This is a genomic window from Paenibacillus sp. P2(2022) (assembly GCF_029522175.1).
GTDB classification, from domain to species: Bacteria; Bacillota; Bacilli; order Paenibacillales; family Paenibacillaceae; genus Paenibacillus; species Paenibacillus polymyxa.
The window spans coordinates 258,126-273,372 of sequence record NZ_JAKWFI010000006.1 but is presented as its reverse complement, the minus strand read 5'-3'; the positions used below and the strand labels follow the sequence as shown (position 1 = coordinate 273,372).

Sequence of the window (15,247 nt, the reverse complement as noted above, 5' to 3'; positions counted from 1 at the left end):
GCCCCCCTCAAGATGAGATTTCCCAATTAGTAAGACCCCTTGAAGACGACGAGGTAGATAGGTTGGGGGTGGAAGTGCAGTAATGCATGGAGCTGACCAATACTAATCGGTCGAGGGCTTATCCTAAGATAAGACGCAATGAAGTTTCGGATCCAGTTTTCAGGGTGTAACCTTGAAAGTATGTAGAAGTACATACAACAAGCGTATGGTGATTCATTCACAGAATCTGTGATGAACCGAATAACCTTACGAAGGAATTTGCGAGGCAAATTCATGTTTGGTGGCGATAGCGGAGGGGTTCCACACGTACCCATCCCGAACACGACCGTTAAGCCCTCCAGCGCCGATGGTACTTGGACCGCAGGGTCCTGGGAGAGTAGGACGCCGCCAAGCGAGTTTTATAATTATTATTCCCTGATAGCTCAGTTGGTAGAGCACTCGACTGTTAATCGAGTTGTCACAGGTTCGAGTCCTGTTCGGGGAGCCATTTGCTCTCATAGCTCAGTAGGTAGAGTGCATCCATGGTAAGGATGAGGTCACCGGTTCGATCCCGGTTGAGAGCTTGTTACAGGATGGCCCGTTGGTCAAGGGGTTAAGACACCTCCCTTTCACGGAGGTAACAGGGGTTCGAATCCCCTACGGGTCATAGGATAGTATGGAGGCTTAGCTCAGCTGGGAGAGCATCTGCCTTACAAGCAGAGGGTCGGGGGTTCGATCCCCTCAGCCTCCACCATATTTTGTTCTCTTACATGGATGAAATATAGGGGAATTGTGAATCATATGCATATTGGGGATTAGCCAAGCGGTAAGGCAACGGACTTTGACTCCGTCATGCATAGGTTCAAATCCTATATCCCCAGCCATTAAGAGCCATTAGCTCAGTTGGTAGAGCACCTGACTTTTAATCAGGGTGTCGAAGGTTCGAGTCCTTCATGGCTCACCATTATCATTGTATGCGCGTGTGGCGGAATTGGCAGACGCACTAGACTTAGGATCTAGCGTCTTTGACGTGGGGGTTCAAGTCCCTCCACGCGCATCTTGTTTTTGCGGACGTGGCTCAGCGGTAGAGCATCGCCTTGCCAAGGCGAGGGTCGCGGGTTCGATTCCCGTCGTCCGCTCCAATTTGCGCCCTTAGCTCAGCTGGATAGAGCGTTTGACTACGAATCAAAAGGCCGGGAGTTCGAATCTCTCAGGGCGCGCCATATTTTTAAAAAAATATAATATCGGGATGTAGCTCAGCTTGGTAGAGCACCTGGTTTGGGACCAGGGGGTCGCATGTTCAAATCGTGTCATCCCGATACTGATTTGCGGGTGTAGTTCAATGGTAGAACTTCAGCCTTCCAAGCTGATAGCGTGGGTTCGATTCCCATCACCCGCTTACCGATTACCTAGAAGCCGAAAGGCTTCTTTTTATTTTGTCCACAATATATTAACTTCTATGTATATAGACCATTAAATGATGTCTCTTGTCATGCACGGTTGGGGATGACTTGTGCATATCCTACATAGGCATTTATCACCTAGACCCGAATTTCCCCTCTTACGGCCCCCTTTTTCCTGTAGTAAGGCTAAATTCGTGATCAAATCCATTGAAAATAGGAATCCTATAATTATTATGTTACGAAATTCATGGGGATAACTTTACACCTGCTCCTTTTGTTCTACACACTCTGCTTTATTTATGTGGGTAACACGTAGGGATTAATGAGTAAACAGATTTAGAATACTGAGATTATGGCTTATTTGTGTATATCTTTGTGGATAGAGCGCAATGAATTTCACTTTGTCAACAAATAATAAACATATACACATCATGACACAAGAATTTGTACCTTTGGAAACACGCTTTTTAAAAGAGACTGTGCATAATGTTTCGCGCATTTTTAGCGTCTAAAATCAGTTTTATTTATTAATTTCATTTTTATGTATAAGTGACCAATATATTCTCCAAAAAAGTATTTCAAAAGCATGATTTTTTCCTGTAAATTTTGCAGCTTTTCATACGTTTTTATTGTATGATGTTAAGAAAGTGTCAAATTTCGTGTGTATACGTACCTTTGCTACAACTGAATATGGTGTGGAACAGATCAGATGGGGGGAAAAGCATGACTGAGCTTACGTTAACCGCTAACAAAAACCAATCCAACAATCTGCTGCGGCGGGACGTTCGTTTTCTAGGAAATATTCTTGGTGAGGTTTTGGTTCATCAAGGTGGCAACGAACTTTTGGATATCGTGGAGAAAATACGTGAGGCAAGTAAATCGTTACGTGCCGGGTATCAGCCGGAGTTATACGAGAATTTTAAACAAATGGTCAGTGGACTGGATACGGATATTCGTCACCAGGTTATTCGCGCGTTTGCGATTTACTTTCAGTTGGTGAATATCGCTGAGCAAAACCATCGTATTCGTCGTAAGCGGGATTATGAGCATTCCGCTGGTGAAGAGGTTCAACCCGGTTCTATCGAAAGTTCCGTTCAGGAGCTTAAACAAGGAGGCTTCTCCGCTGAGGACGTTAGCAACATGCTGAATGAACTCTCCTTGGAGCTGGTCATGACTGCACATCCTACAGAAGCAACACGACGAGTAATTCTGGATATCCACAAACGTATTTCTGAAGACGTCATGCTGCTGGATAATCCGATGCTTACCTTGCGTGAGCGAGAACAGGTACGGGAAAATCTGCTTAATGAAGTAATTACACTGTGGCAGACGGATGAACTGCGTGATCGAAAGCCAACTGTATTAGATGAAGTAAGAAATGGAATGTATTATTTTCATGAGACCTTGTTTCATGTATTGCCAGATGTATACCAAGAATTGGAGCGATGTTTGGATAAATATTATCCTGAGCAAAAATGGCACATTCCAACTTATTTGAGATTTGGTTCTTGGATCGGTGGAGACCGGGACGGGAATCCATCTGTTACAGCTCATGTGACTTGGGAAACGTTGTGTATGCAACGCAAGCTGGCTTTGAGAGAGTATCAGCACACGCTGAAGGAACTCATGGGTTACTTGAGCTTTAGTACCAGCATTGTGCGAGTTTCTGATGATTTGTTGGCTTCTATTGAAGAAGATCGCGCCCACATCACACTTAAAAAAATGGAAGTATGGCATAACGAAAAAGAGCCTTATCGCATCAAACTAGCATATATGATTGCTAAGGTGAATAACGTTTTGGATGAGAGCAAACAGGGTACTAAGGAACGCTATAGCTCCGCAGAAGAGCTTATTGCAGATCTGAATGTGATTGCCAGCAGCCTGCGTCATCATTTTGCTGATTATGTGGCAGACACGTATATTCAAAAGATGATTCGTCAGGTAGAGCTATTCGGCTTTCATACAGCTACGCTGGATGTACGTCAGCACAGTCAGGAGCATGAAAATGCGATGACTGAAATTCTTTCTAAAATGAATATTGTGTCAGATTACAGTAAGCTGTCAGAGGAAGAAAAAATAGATCTGCTGGAACAGCTGCTAAATGAACCCCGTCCGATTACTTCGCCATATTTGAAATATAGCGATAGCACACAGGAATGTCTTGATGTATATCGTACGATTTATTTGGCTCAGGAGGAATTTGGCAAGCAATCCATTACAAGCTACTTGATCAGTATGACTCAGGGTGCCAGTGATTTGCTTGAGGTTATGGTATTAGCCAAAGAGGTAGGCCTGTTCCGCATTGAGAAGGATGGCACTGTCATTAGTACGCTGCAATCCGTTCCTTTGTTTGAAACGATAGATGATTTGCATGCTGCACCTGATATTATGAGAAGATTGATGAACCTGCCTGTATATCGACAATCTGTAGCCGCGATGGATGAGCTTCAGGAGATCATGCTTGGCTACTCGGATAGTAATAAGGATGGCGGTGTGGTTACAGCGAACTGGGAACTTCGGGTCGCTATGAATAGCATTACGGAAGTAGTGAACGAGTATGGCGCAAAAGTGAAGTTTTTCCACGGACGTGGAGGAGCGCTGGGGCGCGGAGGAATGCCACTTAACCGCAGTATTCTAGCTCAGCCTCCTCATACCATTGGTGGAGGAATTAAGATTACGGAGCAAGGCGAAGTGCTATCATCCCGCTACTCGCTCAAGGGGATTGCATATCGGAGCTTGGAGCAGGCGACATCAGCGTTAATTACGGCTGCTGCGTATCATCGCTCAGGAAAGAAAGAAGTGTTCGAGGAAAGCTGGGAGGAGATTATTGCCCGTATTTCCGAAGTATCACTGGAGAAGTATCAGGATTTGATTTTCCGAGATCCAGATTTCTTCACTTTCTTTAAAGAATCTACACCGTTGCCTGAGGTAGGCGAGCTGAATATAGGCTCTCGTCCGTCCAAGCGTAAGAACAGTGAACGTTTTGAGGATTTGCGCGCTATTCCATGGGTCTTTGCGTGGACACAAAGTCGTTATTTGCTACCTGCTTGGTATGCGGCAGGAACAGGTTTGCAAAGCTACTATCAAAACAATGAAGATAACCTTAAAGTGCTGCAAACGATGTTTAGAGACTCTGCCTTCTTCCGGTCGCTTATTGATACACTCCAAATGGCAATCGCTAAAGCGGATTTGCTGATTGCAGAGGAGTATGCTGGTATGTCGGATAACGAAGAAGCACGGCAACGTATATTCGGGCAGATTTCTGCAGAGTTCAAGCTGACATCTGAATTGATTTTGAAAATAACCGGACAATCTGAGATTTTGGACGATGTACCTGTTATTCAGGAATCTATCCGGTTGCGTAATCCTTATGTCGATCCGTTAAGTTATTTGCAGGTTCAATTGCTGAGTGAGCTACGCGAGCTGCGTAATCAGAACGGTGATGACGCTGAAATGCTGCGTGAGGTACTGTTGACGATTAACGGAATTGCCGCAGGCTTGAGAAACACAGGCTGATATAGTTTGGCCGTATGATACAGGCAATCGGGTACTCATGGAGTGCCCGATTGTGCTGTGTTTATAGTAATGAAGCGCGAGTTTATTACTTGTGTCCACACTTCAGTTGATTTCTGGATAAAATTAAACTACGATGAATAATCATAAACATGTAATAAGTAACCCATCAGCAAGTCTGGGGGAGTATAGAGTGGATAATATGGAAAGCCGCTTGGTTAGGCTGGTGCAGAAAGGTGATCAGCGAGCTTTTGCGGAGTTAGTCGAGTTATATAAAGATCGGATTTTTCATCTTTCCTACCGGATGCTAGGTAATCGTCATGAGGCGGAGGATTTGGTGCAGGAAACTTTTTTGCGTGTGTATCGTAACCTGGAAAAGTATGACCATGGACAGAAGTTCTCAACCTGGATTTATCGGATTGCTACAAATCTGTGCATTGATCGTCTGCGAAGGAGAAAACCTACATACTCACTTGATGCTGAAATGAATGATCAAGAAGGTGTTGATGGGTACGCCATGCTTGCTAGTGAAGAGCTTACCCCTGAAGGGAGTACGCTGTTGTCGGAAACGCAAGCTTTAATTCATGACGCCATTGACAGCCTTCCGGATAAATACAAGACGATTATGGTTCTACGATATTTGCAGGAGCTTTCCTTACAGGAAATTAGCGATGTGCTCAATCTCCCAGTTACCACAATTAAGACAAGAGTACACAGGGGACGGGATTTTCTACGCAAAAAACTGGAGCACAAGCTATAAATGCTGTGCATACATTCTAGGAAAAGAGCCTGCGTAGATGTTTTTATGAAACATAATGTTCGTTGTAACGTATGTAAGATGAGCAAAGTTTCTAAGCCGGAGCATGTTATGTTGAGAAACACGGAAGAATATTAGAAAGGATTGGCTCATATGGATTGCAAACAAGCCGTCTCTTTTATGCATGACTATCTAGATGGCGACCTGTCTGAGCAGGACAAACATGAGTTGGAACAACACTTGTTAGTCTGCCCGGAATGCCGCATGCGTTTTAAAGAGCTGGAGCGGACGGATGCGATGCTTTACGGTACACGCTATCATCAAGTGCCGTGTGTATCGGATGAGCTGACATTTCGCATTATGAATGCTTTGCCGCCGCATAAACGACAGCCTGCGGTGCCTATGCTAGCTTGGGTGAAGAGGCATCCCGCTGTAACAGCCGCCGCCTTCTTCCTTATTGTGATATGCTCAAGTATGGCCAGCTTTTCTAGCACGGACCATCAATTAGTAGTCAAAGGAAGCAATCTAGATCAAGTTGTTATTCAGGGCGATACTGTAATTGTACCTGAAGGGAAATCCATTGCCGGAGATTTAACAGTACAGAATGGTGAGGCACGTGTATACGGTGATGTAGAAGGAAATCTTACTGTGATTGACGGCTCGTACTATCAAGCTTCAACCGCCCATATTGCAGGACAGGTTAAAAGTATCGATCAAACCTTGGACTGGATTTGGTACAAGGTTACCGATTTGTTCGGGGGACCGTCTTCTCGATAAAAGAAGCTTGAAATGGCAAGAACGATATCGAGCGCCTTTTTCCGCTGGAAAAGGCGTTTTTTTGTATCTAGGTCTGGCGAATTGTACTGTATTTTACTGATTTTGGCGATTCTTTTGTCGCACAGCTTGCAACGCGAGCCTGATCGTTATAACCTAGATAGAGAGAGCATACTGTGTACATATTACACCCACTCACTACAGAAAATTGCGGGGGCATGCGCATGTTGGATTATTTTGCGGACCTGACTTGGAAAGAGTCCATTAAAGATATTATCGACATTTTAATCGTAACCTATATTATGTATCAGCTTATTTTACTTGTTCGCGGAACGCGAGCAGTTCAATTGTTAAAAGGGATTCTGTTCCTGGTTGTTATTTGGGCGGTTAGTACCTGGTTTGATTTGTACACGCTCAAGTGGTTGATGAATCAGATGTTCACCTTTGGTGTAGTGGCTATTTTTATTATTTTTCAGCCTGAGTTACGTCGTGCTCTAGAGCAGTTGGGGCGTGGTAAACTATTTGGGCGTTCGTCAGTAGATGATGAAGAGATCAATAAGTTAATTGGAGAAATGATTAAGGCGCTGAATTATTTATCACGTAGAAAAATAGGAGCATTGGTCGTATTTGAGCGCGAGACAGGACTGAACGAATATACGGAGTCTGGTATCAAGACACAGGCCGTAGTTAGTTCTGAACTGCTAATTAACATCTTTATTCCCAATACGCCTTTGCATGATGGTGCAGTGATTATACAAAATAAACAGATTGCCTCTGCGGCCTGCTATTTGCCATTATCGGAAAATCCCTTCATTAGCAAGGAGTTGGGAACCCGTCATCGGGCTGCAATTGGGGTGAGTGAGGTAACGGATGCCGTAACTGTCGTGGTATCGGAGGAAACAGGGCAAATTTCGTTGGCTATCAATGGTCAGGTCGTGCGTGACATTAAGGAAGAATCCCTAATCTCCAAGCTGTATGAGGAGTTGCGGCCAACACCGTCTTTGAAGGAAAAACGCGGCTCATTCTGGAATCGGAGGGGAGGCCGTGGAAATTCATGATGGACAAATGGATTAACAATAATACGATTTCCAAGATATTGGCGCTTGCGGTTGCTATAATGCTGTGGGGAATGGTTCATCTGGATACAGGTACTCCTTCGTCTACATTGACCGTTTCCTACAATAATAAAATAATTGATAATGTGGCCATTCAGGCCAGTGGTCTGGATGATTCAAAATATGTGCTGTCTACGATGGACACTGATCATGTAAAGATGGAGGTCAGAGGACAGCGCTCTGTCCTGACTACTTTTTTCGCGGATAATTATCAGGCAAAATTAAACTTAAGCGGCTTAGGAGCAGGCACTAAAACATTGTCACTTGAACCGGATTTACCGGATGGGGTGGAATTGGTATCCATGACTCCTAACCGTGTTACAGTAACAATTGAGGAAAAACAAACGAAATCATTTAATGTATCTATAGTACCTAAGGGTAGTCCAGATGCGGGGCTACAGCTCGGTAAGCCTGTGATTGCTCCTCAAACAGTAAAGGTTACTTTACCCAAAAGCCAGCTGAATACCGTTACTGCGGTGCAAGGGGCTGTTAACACGGATGGCATCTCAGAAAAGTTTGAACAGAAACGGGTAAAGCTGAAGGCCTATAACAAAAAGGGGCAGGAACTCACAGGTGCGGTCATTGAGCCATCCACTGTGTCAGTTGAAATCCCGGTCACTCAGCAGGCGAAGTCTGTGCCTGTCAAAATAGTCTATTCCGGAGAGCTGCCAGACGGATTGGCGCTTTCTAAAGTAAACGCAAATGTGAAGGAAGCAGCGGTATATGCATCACAGGATGTATTAAGCAGCCTGAGCTCTTATGTCACGGCTACACTCGATCTGAGTCAATTTACAGAAGCGGGAACCCGTACAGTTCAAGCTAATTTGGCAGCTCCCTCAGGTTCTGATAAAATCGAGCCAGGGTTAATACAAATTCAGGTGACCGTCGTTCCTTCCAATGAAGTTACAGATACGGAACGGACGCTGTCAGGCATCCCAATCGTTTTACAAGGTGCAGGAGATGGAGCTAACGCGACTATTATAGCACCCGCAGGCAAGACGATGGATGTTACTGTGAAGGGCCCGCAGGATTTGGTAAACAATTTAACCAATGATGACGTTAGTTTGGTGGCAAATGTAAGTGGCCTCGCGACTGGTCAACACGAGGTTACCCTAAAAGTAGGCTTGCCTAAATACATTACGCAAGCCGGGAATGCCGGCCAACTAAAGGCAACGGTAAACATTGAGAGCCCTTCTACACCTGCTGTAACGAATCCGAATAGTGAGAATGAATCAAACCCCTCTGGTAGTGGTGATAAGGGGCAGGAGAGGCCACAGGAGGGGCAAGGCAATCAAGGTGGCAACTCTGACGCAAATACCGGGGACAACGCAGCTGCGGAGGATAAAACAAGTCCTCATAACGGCGCAGAATCTTCTGCGAATGGAACCTCGGAGAACGGTCAGCCATAACATGTTTTATCTGTAGTAAATGATCAAGATTATTAGACAAAAAAAGGGAGTCATTTTACATGGGGAAATATTTTGGTACAGATGGTGTACGAGGCGTTGCTAATCAGGAACTAACAGCCGAACTGGCATATAGCATTGGCCGCTGCGGCGGATATGTTTTAGCAGGTAATGTAGAGAAACCGACAGTTGTTATTGGTATGGATACACGGATATCTGGACTGATGTTGGAATCGGCACTGGTAGCCGGCTTGTTGTCTATTGGGGCTAATGTGGTTCGCCTAGGTATTGTTTCGACGCCTGGAGTGGCATATCTCACACGACAATTGAAAGCGGACGCTGGTGTCATGATCTCAGCATCTCACAATCCTGTTGAGGACAACGGGATTAAGTTTTTTGGCGGCGATGGGTTTAAATTAACCGATGAAACTGAATTGAAAATTGAAGAGCTCATGGATGCAAAAGAAGACCAATTGCCTCGTCCGATTGGCAGCGGGTTGGGTACGGTTGTTGTAGACGAGCATTCCCGCTACGATTATCTGGAATTTTTGAAAACAACAATTACTCATTCTTTTGAAGGTCTAAAAATTGTGCTGGACTGTGCAAACGGAGCAGCTTATGAGCTGGCGCCGAAGCTTTTTGCAGATTTGGGAGCTGAAGTGCACACGATCGGCGCGGAGCCAAACGGATTGAATATCAATGATCATTGCGGCTCGACTCATCCTGAAAAGCTGAAAGAGGAAGTGCGCCGCTTGAAAGCGGACATTGGTCTTGCCTTTGACGGCGATGCCGATCGCCTAATCGCAATTGATGAGAACGGGGAAGAGGTTGATGGAGACTACATTCTCTGTATTTGCGGAGATGCAATGAACCGGGCTGGAAAACTCAAGGACAGCACTATTGTGTCGACAGTAATGAGTAATATCGGTTTTTATAAAGCTACTGAAAAGCTAGCTCTCAAGACTGCAAAAACTGCGGTTGGAGACCGTTATGTGATGGAAGAAATGCGTCGGGGTGGATTTAATCTGGGTGGTGAGCAGTCTGGTCATGTTATTTTCCTTGATCACAATACGACAGGCGATGGCATGCTGACGGGGATTCAACTGGTAGATACCCTGAAAGCTTCTGGCAAGAAGATGAGCGAACTAAAATCGCTTATGAAACAATATCCACAAGTTCTTGTAAATGTACGTGTGCAGGACAAACGTAATTACGAGGGGAACCCTGCGATTGCAGAAGCGATTGAACAGGTGGAACAACAATTGGGCGATAATGGGCGTGTATTGGTCCGTGCTTCAGGTACAGAGTCACTTATTCGTGTGATGGCCGAAGGCCCGGATAAGGATGAGCTGGAGCAATTTGTCGGACAGATCGTAGATGTCGTGAAAAAAGAATTAGTTTAAAATTTTGTAAACGTGGGTTGCCTGTTAAACACAAGCAGGCAACCGCGTTTGCGGTTATTCACTAATGCTTTAATGCCTTTAGGGTGTAATTATGAATAAAGTGTCATTGCCAAATGATGCTCTGCTGAATATAATATAGGGATGCTGTGACTCAGATAGAGAAAGCGAGGGTTGTGAGGTAACGTATTACAAGCGCCAGAGCTTGATTTTGTGCGGGGGAACTTGGTGGAGAAGCAATAGATTCCGTTGAGATGATGTTGCTTGCAATCGGTTCACGACAAAGCAAGCTGACGAGGTGAAGGTGTTCGAAACATTCGGCGGGGACCTTCCGGTGAAGCATCAACCCGTAAACCGGCAGCGGAAAATGAACAGGCAACTGTTTACACAACGCACCGGTAGATGCCCTAATTATTTTATAACCTAAATTATAAGATTCATTTCATGAATGTGCGGCCATCATCATTGGCGTGCGCGGTTTGGGAATTTCGTTACATTCGTGAAGAGATGCCTGTAAATTCTATAGTTATCATTGACAACTTCATAGATGAATGAACTTTATTCCACAATCTACCGCACACGTTAGTCCTGTGATGAGTCGTCTTGTGAAATGATGATCGGGAGGATAACGAATATGTGTGGCATTGTAGGATATATTGGTAATCAGAATACGCAAGAGGTATTGATTGACGGACTGAAGAAGCTGGAGTACCGCGGGTATGACTCTGCGGGTATTGCCGTGTTTACAGATTCAGGACTGCAAGTAGCCAAGGCAAAAGGTCGTCTGGCGAACCTAGAAGCTAAACTGGATGGTACACCGTTGGTAGGTCATGCAGGCATCGGACATACACGTTGGGCAACGCATGGTAAGCCTTCTGATGAAAACTCCCATCCGCATTTGGATGAGAGCCAAAAGTTCTCTGTAGTTCACAACGGAATTATTGAGAACTATCTGGAACTGAAGGAACAGCTGATCAGCGAAGGTCATACCTTTATTTCCGAAACGGATACAGAAATCATTTCCCATCTGGTTGCGCGTGAGTATGAAGGAGATATTGTTAAAGCAGTACAAAAAGCAATTACCTTTATGCGCGGTGCTTTTGCACTGGGAGTGCTGACCGAGCACGAGCCTAATAAGCTGGTAGCTGTTCGTCAAGCAAGTCCGTTGGTTATTGGTGTGGGAGAAGGCGAGAACTTTATCGGTTCCGACATTCCGGCTATTCTGAAATATACACGCAATGTATTTATTTTGAACGATGGCGAAATGGCTGTTCTGACTAGTGATGCTGTCGAATTAATGACAATCGAAGGCCAATTTATTTCTCGGGAAATGATTCATGTCGAATGGGATGCTGTTACAGCGGAAAAAGGCGGCTATGAGCATTTCATGTTGAAAGAAATTCACGAACAGCCTAAGGCTTACCGTGACACGATGTTGGGTCGTATCGATAAAGATACTAAAAAAGTTGTTCTTCCAGAGCTGAAGCTGACAGAAGAACAAATTAAAAATATCCGCAACATTCAAATTGTAGCGTGTGGTACAGCTTACAATGCTGGTTTGATTGGCCGTACGGTTATTGAAAGTATGGCTCGTATTCCGGTAGAAAACGATGTAGCTTCCGAGTACCGCTACCGTTCTCCTATCGTAACACCAGAGACATTGGTGATCGTGGTGAGTCAATCCGGTGAAACTGCTGATACATTGGCAGCACTGCGTGAAGCACAAGCAAACGGGGCTCATGTACTGGCGATTACAAATGTAGTCGGCAGCTCTATCGCCCGTGATGCAGATGATGTGTTGGTTACACTGGCAGGACCGGAAATTGCCGTAGCCTCCACCAAAGCGTATTCTTCCCAGTTGATTGCATTTTATCTGTTGGGTCTGTATCTGGCTCAAGTACGTGGCACACAAACGGATGAGCAAGTAGCTCATGTGCTGGCTGCTATGGAATCACTGCCAGAGCAAGTAGAAGAGATGTTGGGTAAAGCAGATGCGATCAAAGCCTATGCTGAGCAAATTGCTAGCAACAAGCACTTATTCTTTATTGGTCGTGGTCAAGACTATGCTGTAGTACAGGAAGGTTCCCTGAAGCTCAAGGAAATCTCCTACATTCATTCCGAGGCATATGCTGCGGGTGAACTGAAGCATGGTACACTGGCATTGATCGAAGAGGGAATTCCAGTTATCGCTTTGGTAACACAGGAATCCGTGTTGGAAAAAACCGTGAGCAACATTAAGGAAGTCAAAGCTCGTGGCGGTGACGTGCTTGCAATCACATATGAAGAGCATGCTGTCGAGCTGTTGAAATCCGTAGATCAAGTATTTGCAATTCCAAAAACACTTCCGATTCTGTCGGCTGCCATTTCAGTTATAGCTCTCCAACTGTTGGCTTACTACGCATCGCTTGCACTAGGTCATGATGTTGATAAACCACGTAACCTGGCGAAAAGTGTTACTGTAGAATAAGCTTTAGTAAAATTCTAAATTCATTGTCTGGTGATAAAAAAAGTGTGGAACCAGTAAAAAAAGTCTGGAACTAGTCATTTTACAAACATCAAGAAAGATCCCGATGATATATCGGGATCTTTTTAGTTTAGGAGGGCAATTATGTCTACAATAGGCCAACGAATTCGAACGATTAGAAAAACAAACAACTTAAATCAAATAAAGTTTGCAAATATGATTTTGAATTTTTCAAGGAACGTTGAGTGAGCTGGAGCAAGATAAATACAGACCCTCTCTTGATATAATTATAGCAATTAAAGAAAACTTCAATTCCCATATAGAGTGGTTAATCGTTGGAGATACGCCTGTATCAAAGAACACTATTTTTAATTTAGCCATTGAAGCTCAGGAATTAGAACTTATTCTTTGTTTCGAAAACTTACTAAAGAAGATAGAGATGAAATTATTGATTTTATAAAACTGAAGATTGTTCGGTACTAATCTTTTACGGGAGTTCCTTAATAATATGTCTTAGAAATACTCATTTTAATCTTGGTACATAAAAGTCACGAATTATCCGTATACCAATTATTCCTGGCATTTATATATAAAAAAATTAACAATGACTATAATATGAATAGAGAAAGGAGTGTAATAATTCATATCCCTAAATTCACTTAGCATATTGCTTTTGTAACACCCCACGGTTTCTGTTTCAGCAGTTTTTTTATACTTGCTCAAGAGCCGTACGTGAGAAATGGTTAGAAAGAGCTTTGAAAGAAGGCGGTTCGAATCTCAGCATTAGATATATCCCAACTGATCTAAAATCAATTTACATAAGAAATGAATTTGAAGATTATGAAGAATGTAGATTGGTGGTAAAAGAATCATCAGCTATCACATAGTTAATTAAATTGTAAAAGAAGGTGTGAGGCGCTACTTCTTTAAGTGAACTAATGGGTACTAAAATTTTCCATTTACTATATCTTTTCTTTAAAGGAGAGACAGAAAATGCTCTATTAAAAAGGGTAATATTTTTACCGATTAGATTCAAATCTTGTTGTTCTAATACTGCTCATTTAATTCAATTCGAAAACCAGAATTTAGAAATGCTGTCTACAGACAATAAAGTTATATACTAAACAATAAAGTTGTGTACTAAATATTAAGGAAACATAATAAAAGAAATCACTTTTAGTAAAATCAAAAGCCTGATGAACAAGTGTCATCAGGCTTTGTTAAAATCAGGACAGCTGCTTTGGTTTAAATAGAGACCGATATTATGGTAAAGAAATATTAGAAAAGTTAATGACAGGTGTTCGGTGAAAATAAAGTATTAGACTAGAGTTGTTGATTTAGCGAGGTTTTTGAACTGAAGAATCGTCAGCTTTTGAAAAATGAGTTTTAGACTGAACAATTAATATAAAGCAGCGGCAGACCAAGACTTGATAAATAAAGCCTTAGACTGCCGCTGTTGTCATTCAACTAACGTTCCCCAATAGTTTAATAAACCACCTATTCTGAATTATCAGCTACCAATAACTTTTCGTTTCCATCTTCTTGTAAGTATCGGATTAGACAAATGTACAATCAGCTGGACATCCCAGGTTCTCGAAAACTGTGCGGGCGGCAGAATCTACCGGCAGGAAAACCTCAATTTGCGGATATAAGCGGCCGCCTGCGGAAATCGAAACCTGTCTGTAGCGTACGGGAATAAGGTCTCCGGAGCTTTCTATTCTGGCTAGAATTGTTTGTATTTGATCAACATTTCCCCCTACATCCGGCACACTTAGATATTCGCACGCGTTATATTTCTGAACTCTATCCAGCAATTTTTGATACCACGCATCATAACGCGAGAGCATGTGCTCACTCTTAAAGGCTTGTATTCCGTTTATGATGTGCTCCTCCCACTGCTTAAACGACGCCTTGTCAAACGTGGAGCGGGACCGGATAGGAAAACCAGAATTAAAATGTAAATCGACCCTATTCATTAAACCGTCATATGAACGGTCGAGAGGGATTTCGAACAATTGATGAAACGGCTCATTTAATCCCTTGATGTCCTGAGTATGTGTTACGACCATGGCGGGAAAAGGGATACTCCTCATCGTTTGCTGAGCCCACTCTAATGCACGCTCCAACGACCGTCCATACAATTCGGTCTGAATTGGAAGAAAGCCGGCTGCCAAAAGCAAATCGTTACGCTCGTCGGATGTACACTCAAGATATTCTGCAATATTTATTATCGTCTGGCGGGTCGGTATGCGGCGGGTACGTCCAACCAGCAGATTTTTATACGAAGGAAAAGCCTCGTCGTTCAGCTCTTGTTGAGTAAATCGTTTCAAGGAGGGTTGAGGTCGATCGACAAGCTTTTGCTGGCGTTTTATCCGCAGGGCTTCAATTTCTCCCATTACGATTCTATGTCTGGAATTCTCCGTATCTATATCCATC

Annotated in this window: 8 protein-coding genes, 11 tRNA genes and 2 rRNA genes; 20 read left to right on the top strand and 1 reads right to left on the bottom strand. The window is 43.6% G+C overall.

Features of this window, described 5'->3' with window-relative positions; all coding sequences use genetic code 11:
* The 20 genes from MMB75_RS19785 to glmS all read left to right on the top strand — a co-directional run.
* Positions 1 to 126, top strand: a 23S ribosomal RNA gene (locus MMB75_RS19785); the annotation flags it as partial.
* Positions 127 to 276: 150 nt separating this feature from the next.
* Positions 277 to 393: ribosomal RNA gene (rrf, locus tag MMB75_RS19780) — 5S ribosomal RNA — on the top strand.
* Between the two features lie 18 nt (positions 394 to 411).
* Positions 412 to 487: transfer RNA gene (locus tag MMB75_RS19775), tRNA-Asn, on the top strand.
* A gap of 3 nt (positions 488 to 490) precedes the next feature.
* Positions 491 to 563: transfer RNA gene (locus tag MMB75_RS19770), tRNA-Thr, on the top strand.
* Between the two features lie 11 nt (positions 564 to 574).
* A tRNA-Glu gene (locus tag MMB75_RS19765) sits at positions 575 to 646 on the top strand.
* 11 nt (positions 647 to 657) lie between these two features.
* Positions 658 to 733: transfer RNA gene (locus MMB75_RS19760), tRNA-Val, on the top strand.
* A 55-nt stretch (positions 734 to 788) separates the two neighbouring features.
* A tRNA-Gln gene (locus tag MMB75_RS19755) sits at positions 789 to 863 on the top strand.
* A 4-nt stretch (positions 864 to 867) separates the two neighbouring features.
* Positions 868 to 943: transfer RNA gene (locus MMB75_RS19750), tRNA-Lys, on the top strand.
* Between the two features lie 12 nt (positions 944 to 955).
* Positions 956 to 1,036: transfer RNA gene (locus MMB75_RS19745), tRNA-Leu, on the top strand.
* Between the two features lie 10 nt (positions 1,037 to 1,046).
* Positions 1,047 to 1,121 (top strand) — tRNA-Gly (locus MMB75_RS19740).
* Between the two features lie 4 nt (positions 1,122 to 1,125).
* Positions 1,126 to 1,202, top strand: a tRNA-Arg gene (locus MMB75_RS19735).
* A gap of 22 nt (positions 1,203 to 1,224) precedes the next feature.
* A tRNA-Pro gene (locus MMB75_RS19730) sits at positions 1,225 to 1,298 on the top strand.
* Between the two features lie 9 nt (positions 1,299 to 1,307).
* Positions 1,308 to 1,378: transfer RNA gene (locus MMB75_RS19725), tRNA-Gly, on the top strand.
* Between the two features lie 727 nt (positions 1,379 to 2,105).
* Positions 2,106 to 4,898 (top strand): phosphoenolpyruvate carboxylase, encoded by a 2,793-nt coding sequence (ppc, locus tag MMB75_RS19720; RefSeq protein ID WP_045245419.1) that lies wholly within the window; start codon positions 2,106 to 2,108, stop codon positions 4,896 to 4,898.
* Between the two features lie 190 nt (positions 4,899 to 5,088).
* A complete protein-coding gene (gene sigW, locus MMB75_RS19715) occupies positions 5,089 to 5,655 on the top strand; it encodes an RNA polymerase sigma factor SigW (protein WP_013373239.1) in 567 nt (188 codons plus the stop codon).
* A 150-nt stretch (positions 5,656 to 5,805) separates the two neighbouring features.
* Entirely contained in the window at positions 5,806 to 6,429 is a 624-nt protein-coding gene (locus MMB75_RS19710) for an anti-sigma factor (RefSeq protein WP_045245420.1), read from the top strand.
* A gap of 221 nt (positions 6,430 to 6,650) precedes the next feature.
* Positions 6,651 to 7,484, top strand: a complete 834-nt coding sequence (gene cdaA / locus MMB75_RS19705; RefSeq protein ID WP_013373237.1) for a diadenylate cyclase CdaA — start codon at positions 6,651 to 6,653, stop codon at positions 7,482 to 7,484.
* The gene (locus MMB75_RS19700) at positions 7,481 to 8,950 is read left to right on the top strand and encodes a CdaR family protein (protein ID WP_025365925.1); all 1,470 of its coding nucleotides are present in this window, start codon (positions 7,481 to 7,483) and stop codon (positions 8,948 to 8,950) included. Before cdaA ends, MMB75_RS19700 begins: the two co-directional genes overlap by 4 nt.
* A gap of 59 nt (positions 8,951 to 9,009) precedes the next feature.
* A complete protein-coding gene (glmM, locus tag MMB75_RS19695; RefSeq protein WP_045245421.1) occupies positions 9,010 to 10,350 on the top strand; it encodes a phosphoglucosamine mutase in 1,341 nt (446 codons plus the stop codon).
* A 631-nt stretch (positions 10,351 to 10,981) separates the two neighbouring features.
* A complete protein-coding gene (gene glmS / locus MMB75_RS19690) occupies positions 10,982 to 12,814 on the top strand; it encodes a glutamine--fructose-6-phosphate transaminase (isomerizing) (RefSeq protein WP_016818743.1) in 1,833 nt (610 codons plus the stop codon).
* Positions 12,815 to 14,367: 1,553 nt separating this feature from the next.
* Here the strand turns inward: glmS and MMB75_RS19685 are convergent.
* Positions 14,368 to 15,246 (bottom strand): hypothetical protein, encoded by an 879-nt coding sequence (locus tag MMB75_RS19685; RefSeq protein ID WP_016818710.1) that lies wholly within the window; start codon positions 15,244 to 15,246, stop codon positions 14,368 to 14,370.
* Between the last annotated feature and the right edge of the window lies 1 nt (position 15,247).

Excerpts from the sequence above, each read along its gene's own strand:
- MMB75_RS19710 (WP_045245420.1), top strand. The coding sequence starts at position 5,806 with ATGGATTGCAAACAAGCCGTCTCTTTTATGCATGACTATCTAGATGGC.
- cdaA (WP_013373237.1), top strand. The coding sequence starts at position 6,651 with ATGTTGGATTATTTTGCGGACCTGACTTGGAAAGAGTCCATTAAAGAT.
- glmS (WP_016818743.1), top strand. The coding sequence starts at position 10,982 with ATGTGTGGCATTGTAGGATATATTGGTAATCAGAATACGCAAGAGGTA.
- glmM (WP_045245421.1), top strand. The coding sequence starts at position 9,010 with ATGGGGAAATATTTTGGTACAGATGGTGTACGAGGCGTTGCTAATCAG.
- MMB75_RS19685 (WP_016818710.1), bottom strand. The coding sequence starts at position 15,246 with ATGGATATAGATACGGAGAATTCCAGACATAGAATCGTAATGGGAGAA.
- ppc (WP_045245419.1), top strand. The coding sequence starts at position 2,106 with ATGACTGAGCTTACGTTAACCGCTAACAAAAACCAATCCAACAATCTG.
- MMB75_RS19700 (WP_025365925.1), top strand. The coding sequence starts at position 7,481 with ATGATGGACAAATGGATTAACAATAATACGATTTCCAAGATATTGGCG.